Raw genomic sequence first — 16,653 nt, 5'->3', positions numbered from 1 at the left:
CGCGCCCCATCATTCCTTTCACCAGCAAACCGAAACTTCCTGTACACTGATCTCGTGGGCGCAATGCTAGTCGCGAAAAGGGGGAGATATGTCTGAAGCAAACCGAGGCGCTCAGGGATTTGAAACCGCCGCAAATAAAACGGAAACGGTGGCGGAATTTGAAGATCATCGGCGCGGCGTGCTAGGGAAGTTACAGCACCTTCTCCACGTGAACCCGTCCTTTGTCCCGCTTATCGTGCTGGTCGGTGCAATCGTGATTTTCGGCCTGGCTCTGGGTTCAAAATTCTTTTCACCCTTTGCAATGACATTGATCCTCCAGCAGGTTCAGATTGTAGGTATCGTTGCCGCAGCGCAAAGCTTGGTCATTCTCACCGCTGGCATCGACCTAAGCGTCGGCGCGATCATGGTGTTTTCATCAGTCATTATGGGGCAATTCACGTTCCGGTACGGCATTCCAGTACCAATTGCTGTTGTGTGCGGGCTTGCAGTAGGAACCATGATCGGTGCGCTGAACGGTTGGCTTGTAAGCCGCGTTAAATTGCCCCCGTTCATTGTCACGCTGGGAATGTGGCAGATCGTTCTCGCAACCAACTTCCTGTACTCCGCAAACGAGACAATCCGCAGCCAGGATATCGAAGCGAACGCACCTTTCCTGCAGTTTTTTGGAACCAAATTCAGCATCGGTGGAGCGACCTTTACTGTTGGCGTCATCTTCATGCTCGCCCTTATCTTCGTATTGGCCTACGCGCTAAAACACACAGCTTGGGGAAGGCATGTCTATGCCGTGGGTGATGATCCTGAGGCCGCCGAACTATCAGGTGTCAACGTCCATCGAACGCTTATGTCCGTCTATATGTTGTCTGGCCTGATCTGTGCCTTCGCGGGCTGGGCTCTGATTGGGCGCATCGGATCAGTCTCGCCAACGTCCGGCCAATTGGCCAACATTGAAAGTATCACTGCTGTTGTGATCGGAGGCATCTCTCTGTTCGGCGGGCGAGGCTCCATTCTGGGGTCACTGTTCGGTGCTTTGATCGTTGGCGTATTCACACTTGGGCTGAGGTTGCTCGGCGCGGACGCGCAGTGGACCTTTCTACTCATCGGTCTTCTCATCATCGCAGCGGTCGCAGTTGACCAGTGGATTAGAAAGGTATCAGGCTAATGTCAGACGCAACTCCAGTCGTCCAAGGGCGTGGTATCGTAAAGCGCTATGGCCACGTTACCGCTATTGACCATTCCGACTTTGAACTGCTGAAAGGAGAAATCCTTGCAGTTATCGGGGACAACGGCGCTGGCAAATCGTCTATCGTTAAGGCGATATGCGGTGCCACAATCCCAGATGAGGGTGAGATTCTGATCGAAGGAAAGAAGGTAAACTTTACCTCTCCAATAGACGCCCGAAATATGGGTATCGAAATCGTTTATCAGCAGCTTGCCATGTCTCCTGCCCTTTCAATTGCGGACAACATGTTCATGGGGCGCGAGATACGCAAACAAGGTTTCATGGGCAAGTACATGCGTCAGCTAGACCGGCCAGCTATGGAGAATTTTGCTCGTGAAAAGCTTACTGAGCTTGGGCTGATGACCGTACAGTCGATTAATCAGGCGGTTGAAACACTGTCTGGTGGCCAGCGCCAAGGCGTTGCCGTTGCGCGCGCAGCCGCCTTTGCGACCAAGTTCATCATCATGGACGAACCCACAGCAGCTTTGGGCGTGAAAGAGAGCCGCAAGGTGCTTGAACTCATACAAGACGTACGCGCACGTGGCATTCCTATCATCCTGATCAGCCACAACATGCCACATGTCTTCGAAGTAGCTGACCGAATCCATGTGCACCGGCTTGGCAAAAGGCTCTGCACAATTGATCCCAAGGATTACACGATGTCCGATGCCGTAGCGTTTATGACAGGCGCCAAAGAACCACCAAAAGAAGACGCTGCGTGATCGAGCAAGATGCAGCGCGCGTGTGCGACCTGATCTCCTCTCGGAGGCAGGTTGGGGTTCGGACGATTGTCGCAATCGCAGGACCTCCTGCGTCCGGAAAGTCGACCTTGGCAGAGACCGTTGTGCAATCGCTGAACGCACAACAGAGCTCGGCGTTTCCATTAGCCACGCTGGTGCCTATGGATGGCTACCATTTGGACAATCGTATACTTGAAGCGCGAGGTTTGTTGGCGAGAAAAGGCGCACCAGAAACCTTCAACGCAATTGGTTTTTGCAATGCAATCAAAGGGTTGAAATCCTCGCAACTTGAGTCCTTTCACCCCATATTTGACCGCCAAATGGATTTAGCCATTGCCAACGCGATTACGGTTCACCCTGACACTCCGACTGTTGTTGTTGAGGGGAATTACCTTCTTATAGATCGCGACCCGTGGAGAACGCTGGCGGACGTCTATGCCGCAACGGTTTTTGTCAGCCCAACTATGGAAGAACTCGAAAACAGGCTTCAGCATCGCTGGATCAAATATGGTTTTGACACGAATACCGCGTTGCAACGCGTTAAAGCCAACGACCTGCCCAATGCTGAACATGTCATTCTTGAGAGCCGGAAAGCCGATCTTACCTTGAAACAGAATTACACTGAACTCAGGATGCGCTAGTTTCAGCCGGCCATTGGTGCAGCGCCTCTGAGCGATTGTCCGCTTTAGTCTGGCTGACGACTTTGGGTTAGACGATGGGAGCAGCGGTTTGTCCGCAAAGCGGTCATTCAGTGAAATTCGCCAAATGACTGTTTTGCGGACAAAGCCGTCTCAGGCCGGCGCTGCAGATTTCGCATTTCCACCGACAACCCACAAACACAACACCGCAAGCAAAACCTCTATCGCAAATGCGGCAAGAATGTTTTCGGATGGCCAACCATCGAGGACGAAACTGATCGTCCTGCCCACGGCGAAAGCTGAGAAAACCGTAGCCCCAAGCAAGGCTGAGGCCTGGACCAACTTTTTGTAAAATGCTCCGCACAAAATGATCAGGCCAAGTACCGCGAGATTGGCAGCAGGTGCGCGCAACTCACTCATCAGGTTTGGCTGCGGCGAGAGTACGATGCCGTAGTTGGCGTAGAAAGACTGTGGGTCCAGAGTGATGGCCAGACCTATGGCGAATGCAGTTAATCCGGACATGCCCAAGATAAGTCTGCCTCTAAGTTCAAGTTTCATGTTTGTCTCCAATGTCCTTTGGCCTGGCTTAAGCGGCTTTGGTCCACGCGCCAGACATTTCAGCTTTGTTTGCGAAGTCGGCGAAGTCGCGTGGCGCGCGTCCAAGCGCACGCTGGACCCCGTCCGCGAGGTTCGCATTGCGCCCGTCGAGCGTTTCACGCGCGATGTCCGTAATCACATCAGCAATCATCTCGCCATTCGCATGGGCAATTTCCGCGTGGAAGTCTTCGAATGAAATTGGCAGGTATTGCACAGTCCGTCCCATGGCACGCGAAAGCTCTGCGGCAATGTCAGCAAACGTCATGAGGCGTGGTCCCGTGACCTCGTACAGTTCGCCGTCGTGTCCTTCTTCTGTCAAAGCAGCTACGGCAACATCGGCGATGTCGTCCACGTCGATGATTGGTTCGCGTACATCACCGGCGGGCATCGGCAAGACACCTGCCATGACCGGACCAAGCAATGCCCCTTCAGAGAAGTTTTGTGCAAACCATGCTGCACGAACGATAGTGAACGGAACTCCGGAATTGCGTACGACTGCTTCCGCTCGTTCCGCATGAAACTCGCCACGCCCGGTTAGCAGCACAAAACGCCGTAATCCCTTTTCACGAGCCAATGCTGTGAAGGCTTCGACTTGCTCAACCGCGCCTGGAAAAGCGATGTCAGGAAAGTAAGAAATATAGGCAGACGAGACGCCTTCCAGAATTGCGGGCCAGGTCTGCGGTTGTTCCCAGTCAAATGGCGTTTCACTGTTCCGCGATGCGCGCCGGACTGTCTGGCCTTTTTCTTCCAGACGTGTCGCGATCCGCGATCCCGTTTTGCCTGTTGCGCCAAGTACGAGAATGGTTTGCTGTATCATTGGTCATCTCCATGAGTTCAGTTGATGGCCCGAAATTAGGCAATCAATAGAGATGTTCTATTCTTCAGAATCCAGTATTCTTATCCAATCGTCCTAAATGGATAGACGAAGAGCCAAATTTCAGCCAAAGTCGCGACATGAACAAGGTTGAACCACATGTCCCTGACCCAGATGCGCTGGCAAAGCCGATCGGCGATCCGCTGGGGGAAATCCTTCATCTTCTGAAACTCACTGGCACATTCTATTGCCAGTCTCGCATGACAGCACCATGGGGCGTATCCATCCCAGGGTTTCCCAGCGTACTGAGCTTTGCGGTCATCACACACGGGCGGTGCTTGATGAGGGTCGGTGACGATGACCCATTCGAGGTCGAAAAAGGCGATCTGGTCTTGATGACCAACGGAGCACCGGTCGGTTTCTTTAGCTCAGAAGACGCGCCGCTTTTGACGCTGGAAGAGTTGCCCATTCGCAAGGTGACCGAACTCTATGAAACACTGGAGTACGGTGGTGGTGGAGCGGAGACGGGCATCATGTATGGCCTCGTCCGGATCGATCACGCCGCCAGTGATATGTTGATGGGTTTGCTTCCGGATGTACTCAAAATCGACCCGTGGGAAGAGGATGCCGGAAGCTGGCTACAGGCAACTTTGCAATTCATCGCGAAAGAGGCGCGGGAATTGAGACCGGGCGGCGAAACCGTGATCACGCGACTGGCCGATGTGGTTGTCATTGAGGCCATTCGTCGTTGGTTGAACAGCGCACCCGATGCGGATCGAGGCTGGTTAAAAGCTGCGCGAGATCCGCAGATCGGGCGCACGATAGTCGCAATTCACCGAACGCCTGCTGTGGCTTGGACAGTCGGGTCTCTCGCGGAGGTTGCTGGTATGTCCAGATCCGCTTTCGCGGCGCGGTTTACTGAGTTGGTAGGCATTCCAGCAATCCAGTATCTTGCAACGTGGCGTATGCACCTGGCCAGCGAAAGGTTGGTGTACACGGATCAACCAATCTCGCAGATTGCCGCTGACATCGGATACTTGTCAGAGCCTGCGTTCAACAAGGCCTTCAAACGGGTGTATGGCGCACCACCGGGAAAAATCAGGAAGAACGGAGTTCACTCCGTATCCAGGCGAAACTTGAGAAACTGAGCCTCTTCGTATTCGATCTCGCCGATGTGTTTGGCGCCGAGTTTCCGGAGCGCACCCAGATTTTTTCGACTTGGTGGCAACAGAAACGTGACAAAGGGGATACGTTTGTCAGCGATCGCAAAATCGATTGCCATTTTGGAAATCCGTTTCCCAAGTCCAAGGGCATCGGGCCGCAAAACCAACCCAAAATCCCATTCGTCACCTTCTTTTTGAAAGCCCCCCCAACCAACAAACCGACCGCCTGACAAAAACGCCCAATGTCCAAGGCCGTCCCGTGCCCAGTAGCCTTCCTTCTTGGCGATAAACTCTCTTGCGACGTCAACATTCCATTTGAACGTCAAAAGCGGCATATGCTCTGCTACCCGGGGATCGGACATATGAACCGCAATGTCATTCGGATCGATTTCCGAAAGGCGTGCAAATGAAATCCCATCTTTCATCATTATTCTCATTTGATGGCCCGAGCTGTCCCTTGCATGCACCGTAATTTTGGCGCGAATACTTTTTTACAGCTTTCTCGCGACAATGTACCGGCTCGGCAATAACCCGGCTTGATCCGCTGTCTCGACGATATCGAAGCCCGCAAGTTCAATGGCGAGCTGGAGTTCAGCTACGGATACAAATTTTACGAACGGAGCTTTCCCGAGCACCTGCATAATCGGGATCGCTATTCGGCTGATTATGCCATATTTGAGCCCTCCACTCTCTGGAGCGCAAACGGTCTTGGAAATGAATACCCCACTGGGTTTTGTAAGGGTCGCAATGTGTTCGAGTGCATGGCCCATATCGGGCACAAGGTGCAGTAGATTATGTGCGAGGACAGCGTCGTAAGAACCGTCGTTAGGATCGTGCTGCAGAACCTCGGCCACTTTGAACGTTACATTCTCCAGCTCTTCTTCAGCGAGTTTTTCGTTGGCGATTTCGATCATCCCCGGTGCGAGATCGGAGGCAGTGACTTGAGCCACATGTGGTGCCAGTAGCAACGCGGTTGACCCCGTCCCACACCCGATTTCCAGCACGCTGTCTTCGGCTTTCAGGTAGGACTTTGTACGTTCGAGCGTGTTCAGATACCCTTCCATATTTCGGATAGGATCAGCCGCATATTTGCGCGAAATCTTGCTCCAAAATGCGGCATCTTTGGACAATGCAGCCATATCGTTTCTCTTTTCCTTTGTTGTCACCGCAGCCAATATCTTAAAACGCCGATTTATTAAATTGCCAGATATTGCAGAACTGTTATGCATTAATGCATGAATTGGAAGGCTATCAATTTCGATTGGAACCAGGCTCGGTCCTTTCTTGCAACAGCAGAAGAAGGCTCGTTTTCCGCCGCGGCGCGCGTGCTTGAGCAGACCCAGCCAACCGTCGGTCGTCAGGTCGCCGCGCTGGAACAGGCGCTTGGCGTCACCTTGTTTGAAAGGGTTGGCAAGTCGCTTAGTCTGACAACAGCCGGTGCTGAGCTTTTGGTGCATGTCAGTGAAATGGCAAATGTCGCTAACAGAATTTCTCTGACCGCAACAAGCCAGTCACAAGCAGTTGAAGGGCAAGTCAGGATCACTGCGTCCGACGTGATGTCAGCCTATCAGCTACCGCCTATTCTCAAACAGATCAGGCTCGCGGCACCGCGGCTTGAGATCGACGTTGTCGCAGCAAATGACATACGAGACATACAGCGGCGCGAGGCAGATATCGCAATTCGGCATGTGCGCCCGACACAGCCGGATCTGATTGCAAAGCTCGTGGCAGAAGCGACGGCACATTTTTACGCTGCCCCTTCATACCTCGAACAGGTTGGGCGACCACGAAATGAAGACGAACTTGCTAAGTTGGATTTCGTCGGCTTTGGCGATGTTGACACGATGATTGGATTTCTCAATCCGGCTGACATCGAAGTAACCCGCAAGAATTTTCGGATTGGATCGCAGAGCGGGATAGTGTCATGGGAGCTTGTGCGCCAAGGCTTCGGCATTAGTGTTATGTCAGACGATGTGGCGGCCCTTACACCCGGTGTGGAGCGTGTTCTGCCCGAACGCGAACCATTCAAATTTCCTATCTGGTTGGCCACACACTCTGAGCTACAAACAGCGCGAAGGATCAGGTTGGTTTTTGATCAGCTTGCAGACCATCTCGGCTCGCGGACAAATTATTGAACGTGCGTTGGCCCGGTGTCGTGAACCGGAGTCTGCTTCGGGCTCAGTGCAGACCTTCGCTGCATTTAGCGCGAAGGTCTGCTTTGCGGGCAGAACGAATGTCGCTTCTTTCCTAATATGCGTTAGCTAGCTATAATCCTAGCATGTCAAAGCAGAACAAACTGAAGCGTAACCGTATGAAACGGTACGAAGATTTAGCATCGCGTCGAAACTACGTTGAACCGATGCAATACTTGTTTGGGCAGCTGAAAGGCGCGGTTGATAAGGGCAATCATGACAAGGCTATCAAGATTGCGATGTTTCTCATTCCATTTGGGCATGCCAAAGCTTTGCCGCGGAAACAGGATGGTGATGAGGTGGGTACCGACCGCCTTATAGTCAACTTCACGTTGGACTGAAAAAATCCGAGACATCCGATGCATTAGATTCTTTAGTTTCGAGCGGCTCATCCATCACAAATCAAATGGGGGACTATTTGGGGGACTGGGGGAGTCAAAATATCCCAGTGGATTGATTATATGAAATTATTTGGGAAAAAGTGGTGCCCAGGAGAGGACTCGAACCTCCACGTCCATACGGACACTAGCACCTGAAGCTAGCGCGTCTACCAATTCCGCCACCTGGGCAGGTGTCGTGGAGGGGCGTTTAAGCCCACTGGCGAGGGGCGTCAACCGGATTCGGGAAGTTTTTTGAAAGTTTTTTGACCGCATTCGGAACACCCCTGAGAATGGTGGGGTTTTTCCCTTGCACGCGGCGTTATTGCGCCTTGTTCCGCGACCTTTTGGGCGGTAGATCGGATCTGGACCTAAAAACAGGAGCCCTTCTATGTCAAAACTGGTCACGATTTATGGCGGATCTGGGTTTGTCGGCCGGTATGTCGCGCGGCGCATGGCAGGCGAAGGGTGGCGTGTTCGGGTGGCGGTGCGCCGTCCGAACGAGGCGATGTTTGTCAAACCCTATGGCGTGGTCGGGCAGGTCGAACCTATTCTGTGCAACATCCGCGACGATGCCTCGGTCACTGCAGCGATGCAGGGCGCGGATGCGGTGGTGAACTGCGTGGGTGTGCTGAACGAGCTGGGCAAGAACGCATTTGATGCCGTGCAGGCCGAAGGTGCCGAACGGATCGCGCGGATTGCGGCCAAGCAGGGGATCGCGACGATGGTCCATATCTCGGCTATCGGCGCGGATGCGGACTCGGACAGCGAATACGCGCAAACCAAGGCGCAGGGTGAAGCCGGCGTACTGGAACATATGCCCGGTGCCGTGATCTTGCGCCCCTCGGTCATTTTCGGGACCGAGGATCAGTTCTTCAACCGCTTTGCCGGGATGACCCGCATGGGGCCATTCCTGCCGCTGGTGGGCGCTGAGACGAAATTCCAGCCTGTGTATGTGGATGATGTAGCCAAAGCCGCTGTGCAGGGCGTTTTGGGACAAGCCAAGGCTGGCATTTATGAGCTGGGCGGGCCCGAGGTGAAATCTTTCCGCGCGCTCATGCAGCAGATGCTTGATGTGATCCATCGCCGCCGCATCATTCTGGGGATGCCGTTTTTTGTGGCCCGGATAATGGCCGGCGTTCTGGATATTGTGAAGTTCGTCAGTTTCCAATTGTTCCCCAACAACATCCTGACCCGCGATCAGCTAAAGAACCTTCGGCGCGACAATGTGGTCTCGGATGGGGTCAAAGGTTTTGCCGATCTGGGGATTGAACCCGCCACGCTGGAATCGGTTCTTCCGGACTATCTGTGGAAGTTCCGCCCCTCGGGTCAGTATGACGAGATCCAGAGATCGGCCAACAATCTGCGCACCTGATTAGCTGTAGGCGATGATCAGCAGGATCACGCCCAGACAAACGCGGTAGATCACGTAAGGCGTAAAGCTGACACTGCGCAGCAGGCGCATCATCAGGGATAGCGCCAGCAAGGCGGCGGCAAAGGCAAAAAGGGCGGCGATGGCGCCGTCGATGGCCAGCCGCAGGTCGGCCTCTTTGATCACATCGACCGACAGCAGGATGCCCGAGGCCAGGATCGTCGGGATCGACATCAGCATAGCGATCCGTGCGCCCTCTTCCCGCGTATACCCAAGATGCCGTGCGCCGGTGATTGTGATGCCGGACCGCGACGTGCCGGGGATCAGCGCCAGCATCTGCCACAGCCCCATGATGGCTGCATCTTTCAGTCCCCAGTCCTTGGCTTCTTTTGTTTGCGGGCCTTTCTGATCCATCCAATAAAGCAACAGCCCAAAGCCCAGCATGGTCCATCCGATTACCGCCATCGAGCGCAGGGATTGGCTGAGTCCGCTTTGAAACAGGACCGCCCCAAGGATTACGGTCGGGATGGTCGAAACGATCAGCCCCAAGGCCAGTCGCGCTTGTTCAGTGTCCGTTTTACCGCGCAGCGCGCGGGGCAGCCCCGCCGCTGCGGACTTTACGTCGGGCCAGAAATACAGGACCACGGCACCCAAAGTTCCCACATGAACCGCTACGTCTATGGCCAAACCCTGATCTTGCAGGCCGGTCAGGCTGGGCAGAAGAATCAGGTGGCCCGAGGATGAGATCGGCAGGAATTCGGTGACGCCCTGAATGATTGCCACAAGAATCAGCTGAAAAAGACTCATGAACCTGCCCGTGCCATTGCCACGTGTTTTATGCGATTCATGGGTATAAGTGCTGCGTTGAAAAGGAAAGGACACTTATAGGTCCGAATCGGATCTATTTTTTCAAAGTTTTTGGACATCATTGGAAATTTTGTTTTGGAAATTACTAAATAGGTCAGCATTTATGACTTTTCATCTGATCTTGCATCTTTTATGGAAGCTCGACCAAGCCAATTCATGGAGTCTGACCCGTGGCCAAGCAACCGATGCTGAAATTTGTGCAAGTCGATCGCGCCATGCCCGAAAAGCGTGCCGCAGACACGCGCAAGGAAGACTTTGACGAGATTTACGCCGAATTCGCCTCGGCCAAGGCGGAAGAGCAGGCCAGCCGCTGCAGCCAATGTGGTGTGCCCTATTGTCAGTCGCATTGCCCGTTGCACAACAATATCCCCGACTGGTTGCACCTGACCGCCACTGGCCGTCTGGAAGAGGCCTATCAGACCAGTCAGGCTACCAACACCTTCCCCGAGATCTGTGGCCGTATCTGCCCGCAGGACCGTCTGTGTGAAGGCAATTGCGTGATTGAACAGTCCGGCCATGGCACCGTGACCATTGGTACGATCGAGAAATACATCACCGATACCGCATGGGACAAAGGTTGGGTTAAGCCCGTTGTTCCGGGCACCGAGCGCAGCGAAAGCGTCGGCATCATCGGTGCGGGTCCTGGTGGTCTGGCGGCTGCCGACATGCTGCGCCGCGCCGGTATTCAGGTAACGGTCTATGACCGCTATGACCGCGCCGGTGGTTTGTTGATGTATGGTATTCCGGGTTTCAAACTGGAAAAGGACATCGTGCAGCGTCGCAACGATCTGCTGGCAGATGGTGGCGTGACATTTGAACTGAATTGCGACGTCGACGCCACGAAATTCGAAGAAATTCGTGGGAAGCACGACGCAGTGATCATCGCCACTGGCGTTTACAAGTCGCGCGACCTGTCCATGCCGGGCAGCGGTTTGGCCGGGATCGAGAAGGCGATTGACTTCCTGACGGCCTCGAACCGCAAAAGCTTCGGCGACGCGGTTGAAGACTTCGACAATGGTCGCCTGAACGCTGCTGGCAAAAAGGTTGTCGTAATCGGCGGCGGCGACACCGCTATGGACTGTGTGCGAACCTCGATCCGTCAGGGGGCGACGTCGGTCAAATGCCTGTATCGCCGCGACCGCGCGAACATGCCCGGCTCGCAGCGCGAGACTCAGAACGCCGAGGAAGAAGGTGTGGTGTTTGAGTGGCTTAGCGCGCCCAAGGGCTTTACCGGCGACGACGAAGTCACAGGCGTGATGGTGCAGAAGATGCGCTTGGGCCAGCCCGACGCAACCGGCCGTCAGGCCCCCGAGGTGATCGAAGGCGCGGACTATGTCGAAGACGCCGATTTGGTGATCAAAGCGCTTGGCTTTGAGCCCGAAGACCTGCCCAGCCTGTTCGGCCAGCCCGACCTGCCGGTGACACGCTGGGGTACCGTCAAGGCCGCCTTCCAGACCGGCGAGACCGAGATGGACGGCGTCTATGCCATCGGTGACATCGTGCGCGGGGCCTCTTTGGTCGTGTGGGCGATCCGCGACGGGCGCGATTGTGCCGATGCGATCATCGACCGGTTCAACGCCAAGGCTGCAGTCGCAGCCGAATAGACCCAGCGATCAGGAGCCTCGAAATGCCCGAGTTGCAAGGCCAATGCATGTGTGGCGCGGTCACGGTGACCGCGACGCCCGCGCGCGATGCGCTGGGCGCGTGCCATTGCGACCAATGCCGACGCTGGACAAGTTCGATGCTGGTTACTTTTCAGGCCGAAGAAGGCTACGCCGCGCTTGGGCCGGTCAAGACCTTCACCTCGTCCGATTGGGCCGAGCGCGCCTTCTGCGCTGACTGCGGCTCGGCGCTGTGGTACCGGATCACGCTTCCAGGTGAAATGCACGGACACACGCAAATCGCGGCAGGCCTGTTTCAGGATACAGGCCACACGCTGAAACTTGAACTTTACTTCGACAAAAAGCCCGAAGGATACGCGTTCGCAGGTGAACGCAAGCAAATGACCAAAGCCGAGGTCGAGGCCATGTACGCCCCCTCGGAAGAAGGAGACAGCCAATGACCAAATATGATGCCGATTGGGTGCGCGCCGAAGAAGCCAAACGTCAGTGGATGGCTGAAAACGGTCTCTATTCCGAGGAGGAAGAACATTCATCCTGCGGCGTAGGCCTTGTCGTGTCTGTCGACGGTAAGCCGTCGCGCAAGGTGGTCGACGCGGGGATTGATGCGCTCAAGGCGATCTGGCACCGGGGCGCTGTGGATGCCGATGGCAAGACCGGCGATGGCGCGGGTATCCATGTGCAGATCCCTGTACCCTTCTTCTATGACCAGATTCGCCGTACCGGCCACGAACCCAATCTGGATGAGCTGATCGCAGTCGGTCAGGTCTTTCTGCCCCGTACGGACTTTGGTGCGCAGGAACAGTGCCGGACCATCGTGGAAACCGAAGTGCTGCGCATGGGTTACTACATCTATGGCTGGCGCCACGTGCCGGTCGATGTGACTTGCCTGGGTGAAAAGGCCAATGCGACCCGGCCCGAAATCGAGCAGATCCTGATCTCGAACTCCAAAGGTGTGGACGAAGACACTTTTGAGCGCGAGCTCTACGTGATCCGTCGCCGGATCGAAAAGGCGGCGTTGGCGGCAGGAATTTCCGGCCTGTATCTGGCGTCGCTGTCGTGCCGTTCGATCATCTATAAAGGAATGATGCTGGCCGAGCAGGTAGCGGTTTTCTATCCCGACTTGATTGACGAGCGTTTCGAATCCGCCTTTGCGATTTATCACCAGCGCTATTCGACCAATACTTTCCCGCAGTGGTGGCTGGCCCAGCCCTTCCGCATGCTGGCGCACAATGGTGAGATCAACACGCTGAAAGGCAACATCAACTGGATGAAGAGCCATGAGATTCGCATGGCGTCCTCGACCTTTGGTGACTATGCCGAGGATATCAAGCCGATCATCGCAGGTGGATCGTCGGATTCGGCCGCATTAGACTCGGTTTTCGAGGTTCTGGTGCGTGCAGGCCGGTCTGCTCCGATGGCAAAAACCATGCTGGTGCCAGAGAGCTGGTCCAAGCAGGCGGTTGAGCTGCCGCAGGCATGGCGCGACATGTATTCCTACTGCAACTCGGTGATGGAGCCATGGGACGGCCCTGCCGCGTTGGCCATGACAGATGGCCGTTGGGTCTGCGCCGGGCTCGACCGGAATGGTTTGCGCCCGATGCGCTACGTTGTGACGGGTGATGGATTGGTTATCGCCGGGTCGGAGGCCGGGATGGTGCCGATTGATGAGGCATCGGTGACGGAAAAAGGCGCGCTGGGTCCGGGTCAGATGCTGGCCGTGGATATGAAGCGTGGCAAGCTGTACCGCGACACGCAGATCAAGGACAAACTGGCCCGTGCCCTGCCCTTTGGCGAATGGGTTGGCAAGATCAACGATCTGAATGAAAGCCTGTCAGGCGTGACCGAAACCGCGAAGTTCAGCGGAGAGGAACTGCGCAAGCGCCAGATCGCAGCCGGTTATTCTGTTGAAGAGCTGGAGCAAATCCTTGCCCCCATGGCTGAAGACGGCAAAGAGTCCCTGGCCTCGATGGGCGATGACACGCCATCGGCGGTTTTGTCCAAGCAATACCGCCCGCTCAGCCATTTCTTCCGCCAGAACTTTAGCCAGGTGACTAACCCGCCGATCGACAGTCTGCGCGAATACCGCGTCATGTCGCTGAAAACCCGGTTCGGCAACCTGAAAAACGTGCTGGACGAAGACAGCAGCCAGACCGAGATCATCACGCTGGACAGCCCCTTTGTCGGCAACACCCAATGGGACAAGCTGGTAGAAAATCTCGGTTCGCCGCTGGCGGAAATAGATTGTAGCTTTGAACCCGGTCGGGGCGCGTTAAGCGCCGCTTTGACCCGTGTTAGAGCCGAGGCAGAAGAGGCCGTGCGCTCGGGCGCGGGGCATCTGGTGCTGTCCGACATGGGTTCGGGCGCAGGTCGCGTGGCGATGCCGATGATTCTCGCGACCAGCGCGGTGCACTCGCATCTGACCCGTCAGGGGCTGCGGACCTTCTGTTCGCTGAACGTGCGCTCGGCCGAATGTGTCGATCCGCATTACTTTGCGGTTCTGATCGGTTGTGGCGCGACCGTGGTGAACGCTTATCTGGCCGAGGATTCGCTGGCAGACCGCATTGATCGCGGGTTGCTGGACGGCACGCTGACCGAAAACGTCGCACGCTATCGAGAGGCAATCGACCAAGGTCTGCTGAAGATCATGGCCAAGATGGGCATTTCGGTGATCTCCTCTTATCGCGGCGGTTTAAACTTTGAGGCCGTGGGCCTTAGCCGTGCCATGGTGGCGGAGTATTTCCCCGGCATGACTAGCCGGATTTCCGGTATCGGTGTGACCGGTATTCAGACCAAGGCCGAGGAAATCCATGCCAAGGGCTGGGACAGCGGTCTGGACGTGCTTCCCATCGGTGGTTTCTACAAGGCGCGCAAATCGGGTGAGACCCACGCGTGGGAAGCGACCTCGATGCACATGATGCAGATGGCCTGTAACCGCGCATCTTACGAGCTGTGGAAGCAATACTCGGCCAAGATGCAATCGAACCCGCCAATTCATCTGCGCGACCTGATGGATTTCAAACCGCTGGGCAAACCGGTGCCGATTGAAGAGGTCGAGTCGATCACCTCGATCCGCAAGCGCTTTGTCACGCCGGGCATGTCGCTGGGTGCGCTGAGCCCCGAGGCGCATAAGACGTTGAACGTGGCGATGAACCGGATTGGCGCGAAATCCGACTCGGGTGAAGGTGGCGAAGATCCGGCGCATTTCGTGCCCGAGCCCAATGGCGACAACCCGTCTGCCAAGATCAAACAGGTGGCCTCGGGCCGGTTTGGTGTGACAGCCGAATACCTGAACCAGTGTGAGGAGCTTGAGATCAAGGTCGCCCAGGGTGCGAAACCCGGCGAAGGTGGTCAGCTGCCGGGCATGAAGGTCACCGACCTGATCGCGCGTCTGCGCCATTCGACCAAAGGCGTGACGCTAATCTCACCGCCGCCGCACCACGATATTTATTCGATCGAGGATCTGGCGCAGCTGATCTATGACCTGAAACAGATCAACCCGCGCTGCAAGGTGACGGTCAAGCTGGTGGCGTCCTCGGGCGTTGGCACGATTGCTGCCGGTGTGGCCAAGGCGAAAGCGGATATTATCCTTATTTCGGGTCACAATGGTGGTACGGGCGCGTCGCCCGCGACGTCGATCAAATACGCCGGTCTGCCGTGGGAGATGGGCCTCACTGAGGCGCATCAGGTTCTGGCGATGAATAACCTGCGCGACCGCGTGACCCTGCGGACCGATGGCGGGCTGCGCACCGGGCGCGATATCGTGATGGCTGCGATGATGGGGGCCGAGGAATACGGTATCGGCACCGCCGCCCTGATCGCGATGGGCTGTATCATGGTGCGTCAGTGCCAGTCGAACACCTGCCCGGTCGGTGTGTGTACGCAGGACGAATCCTTGCGTGCCAAATTCACCGGCAATGCCGACAAGGTCGTCAACCTGATCACCTTCTACGCGCAGGAAGTGCGCGAGCTGCTGGCCAGCCTTGGCGCGCGCTCGATTGATGAGATCATCGGACGGGCCGATCTGCTGGCGCAGGTCAGCCGGGGTTCGGCGCATCTGGACGATCTGGACCTGAATCCGCTGCTGATTACCGTCGATGGCGCGCAGAATATCGTCTATGACCGTGACAAGGATCGCAACGCAGTGCCCGATACACTGGATGCTGAGATCGTGCGCGATGCGGCGCGGTTCCTGAAAGACGGCGAGAAGATGCAGCTGTCCTACGCGATCCAGAATACCCACCGGACCGTGGGTACGCGGGTGTCCAGCCATATCGTGCAGAATTTCGGGATGCGGAACACGTTCCAGGACGACCACCTGCATGTGAAATTGCAGGGCTCGGCCGGTCAGTCGCTGGGGGCGTTTGCGGCTCCGGGGCTCAAGCTGGAAGTGTCTGGCGATGCTAACGACTATGTTGGCAAGGGCCTTTCCGGTGGCATGATCGTTGTGCGCCCACCGCAGGTCAGCCCGCTTAAGGCGGATGACAACACGATCATCGGCAATACTGTTCTGTACGGCGCCACCGATGGCCACCTGTTCGCAGCAGGCCGCGCAGGCGAACGGTTCGCGGTTCGGAACTCGGGCGCCAAAGTGGTGATCGAGGGCTGTGGCTCGAACGGGTGCGAATACATGACCGGCGGTGTCGCCGTGATTCTAGGCGACATTGGTGCCAACTTTGGCGCGGGCATGACCGGCGGCATGGCGTACCTGTACGATCCCGAAGGCAAGGCACAGGCTCTGATGAACATGGAAACGCTGGTGACCTGCCCGGTTACGGTGGACCATTGGGAAGACCAGCTGAAAACGCTGATCGAAACTCATCAGTCTGAGACCTTCAGCCGCAAGGCCGCTGATATCCTGCAACATTGGGATGTGGAAAAGGCCAATTTCCTGCAGGTCTGCCCGAAAGAGATGCTGAACAAGCTCAGCCATCCTCTGACCAATGAGGTTGAAGCCGTTCCGGCAGAATAAGTCGCCAATCAGTCAAATTGCAAAACCCGCGTACCACTCCGGTACGCGGGTTTTCTTATTCATGGACCTCTACAACAGACATT

Annotated in this window: 15 protein-coding genes and 1 tRNA gene; 10 read left to right on the top strand and 6 right to left on the bottom strand. The window is 56.0% G+C overall.

From position 1 onward, the window contains the following. The first annotated feature begins 88 nt into the window (after positions 1-88). Genes ACR0DB_RS16985 through ACR0DB_RS16975 form a run of 3 tightly spaced genes read left to right on the top strand, consistent with a single transcriptional unit; the run spans position 89 to position 2,600 of the window. Positions 89-1,159, top strand: a complete 1,071-nt coding sequence (locus tag ACR0DB_RS16985; protein ID WP_170412876.1) for an ABC transporter permease — start codon at positions 89-91, stop codon at positions 1,157-1,159. Next, positions 1,159-1,941: an ATP-binding cassette domain-containing protein gene (locus ACR0DB_RS16980; RefSeq protein ID WP_170412879.1), complete on the top strand. Its 783-nt coding sequence runs from the start codon at positions 1,159-1,161 to the stop codon at positions 1,939-1,941. The genes ACR0DB_RS16985 and ACR0DB_RS16980 overlap by 1 nt, the downstream gene beginning before the upstream one ends. Beyond that, positions 1,938-2,600 carry a nucleoside/nucleotide kinase family protein gene (locus ACR0DB_RS16975; protein WP_170555527.1) on the top strand — a complete coding sequence of 221 codons (663 nt, stop codon included), beginning with the start codon at positions 1,938-1,940 and terminating at the stop codon, positions 2,598-2,600. The genes ACR0DB_RS16980 and ACR0DB_RS16975 overlap by 4 nt, the downstream gene beginning before the upstream one ends. A gap of 150 nt (positions 2,601-2,750) precedes the next feature. On the opposite strand, the gene ACR0DB_RS16970 is transcribed toward ACR0DB_RS16975, so the two are convergent. Further along, complete coding sequence (locus ACR0DB_RS16970) at positions 2,751-3,155, bottom strand: DUF4345 domain-containing protein (RefSeq protein WP_171127094.1); 405 nt, start codon at positions 3,153-3,155, stop codon at positions 2,751-2,753. 28 nt (positions 3,156-3,183) lie between these two features. After that, the gene (locus ACR0DB_RS16965) at positions 3,184-4,011 is read right to left on the bottom strand and encodes an NmrA family NAD(P)-binding protein (RefSeq protein ID WP_171127093.1); all 828 of its coding nucleotides are present in this window, start codon (positions 4,009-4,011) and stop codon (positions 3,184-3,186) included. A 137-nt stretch (positions 4,012-4,148) separates the two neighbouring features. Between ACR0DB_RS16965 and ACR0DB_RS16960 the strand changes: the two genes are divergently transcribed. Next, positions 4,149-5,156 (top strand): AraC family transcriptional regulator, encoded by a 1,008-nt coding sequence (locus ACR0DB_RS16960; RefSeq protein WP_170774059.1) that lies wholly within the window; start codon positions 4,149-4,151, stop codon positions 5,154-5,156. Here ACR0DB_RS16960 and ACR0DB_RS16955 read toward each other — a convergent pair. Beyond that, positions 5,123-5,596, bottom strand: a complete 474-nt coding sequence (locus ACR0DB_RS16955; RefSeq protein ID WP_480552179.1) for a GNAT family N-acetyltransferase — start codon at positions 5,594-5,596, stop codon at positions 5,123-5,125. The two genes, ACR0DB_RS16960 and ACR0DB_RS16955, sit on opposite strands and share 34 nt — an antisense overlap. A 66-nt stretch (positions 5,597-5,662) precedes the next feature. Beyond that, positions 5,663-6,310 (bottom strand): class I SAM-dependent methyltransferase, encoded by a 648-nt coding sequence (locus ACR0DB_RS16950; RefSeq protein WP_480552178.1) that lies wholly within the window; start codon positions 6,308-6,310, stop codon positions 5,663-5,665. Between the two features lie 96 nt (positions 6,311-6,406). Here ACR0DB_RS16950 and ACR0DB_RS16945 point away from each other — a divergent pair, with 96 nt between their 5' ends. Then, a complete protein-coding gene (locus ACR0DB_RS16945; protein WP_480552177.1) occupies positions 6,407-7,306 on the top strand; it encodes a LysR family transcriptional regulator in 900 nt (299 codons plus the stop codon). 143 nt (positions 7,307-7,449) lie between these two features. After that, positions 7,450-7,704, top strand: coding sequence for a hypothetical protein (locus ACR0DB_RS16940; protein WP_170555522.1), 255 nt, complete (start codon positions 7,450-7,452; stop codon positions 7,702-7,704). 141 nt (positions 7,705-7,845) lie between these two features. Here ACR0DB_RS16940 and ACR0DB_RS16935 read toward each other — a convergent pair. Next, positions 7,846-7,932 (bottom strand) — tRNA-Leu (locus ACR0DB_RS16935). Between the two features lie 199 nt (positions 7,933-8,131). On the opposite strand from ACR0DB_RS16935, the gene ACR0DB_RS16930 reads away from it, so the two are divergent. After that, positions 8,132-9,115, top strand: a complete 984-nt coding sequence (locus tag ACR0DB_RS16930; RefSeq protein WP_480552176.1) for a complex I NDUFA9 subunit family protein — start codon at positions 8,132-8,134, stop codon at positions 9,113-9,115. Here ACR0DB_RS16930 and ACR0DB_RS16925 read toward each other — a convergent pair whose 3' ends face one another. Then, on the bottom strand, positions 9,116-9,919 hold the full coding sequence (locus tag ACR0DB_RS16925; protein WP_480552175.1) for an undecaprenyl-diphosphate phosphatase: 804 nt from the start codon (positions 9,917-9,919) through the stop codon (positions 9,116-9,118). Between the two features lie 230 nt (positions 9,920-10,149). On the opposite strand from ACR0DB_RS16925, the gene ACR0DB_RS16920 reads away from it, so the two are divergent. The 3 genes from ACR0DB_RS16920 to gltB are packed head-to-tail and all read left to right on the top strand — an operon-like array spanning position 10,150 to position 16,570. Continuing rightward, complete coding sequence (locus ACR0DB_RS16920; protein ID WP_480552174.1) at positions 10,150-11,583, top strand: NAD(P)-dependent oxidoreductase; 1,434 nt, start codon at positions 10,150-10,152, stop codon at positions 11,581-11,583. A gap of 23 nt (positions 11,584-11,606) precedes the next feature. Further along, the gene (locus ACR0DB_RS16915; protein WP_170771505.1) at positions 11,607-12,041 is read left to right on the top strand and encodes a GFA family protein; all 435 of its coding nucleotides are present in this window, start codon (positions 11,607-11,609) and stop codon (positions 12,039-12,041) included. Then, positions 12,038-16,570 (top strand): glutamate synthase large subunit, encoded by a 4,533-nt coding sequence (gltB, locus tag ACR0DB_RS16910; protein ID WP_480552173.1) that lies wholly within the window; start codon positions 12,038-12,040, stop codon positions 16,568-16,570. The genes ACR0DB_RS16915 and gltB overlap by 4 nt, the downstream gene beginning before the upstream one ends. Positions 16,571-16,653: the final 83 nt, after the last annotated feature.

The organism is Ruegeria sp. AB6 (assembly GCF_056542685.1).
This window is presented reverse-complemented; position numbering and strand designations above follow the sequence as displayed.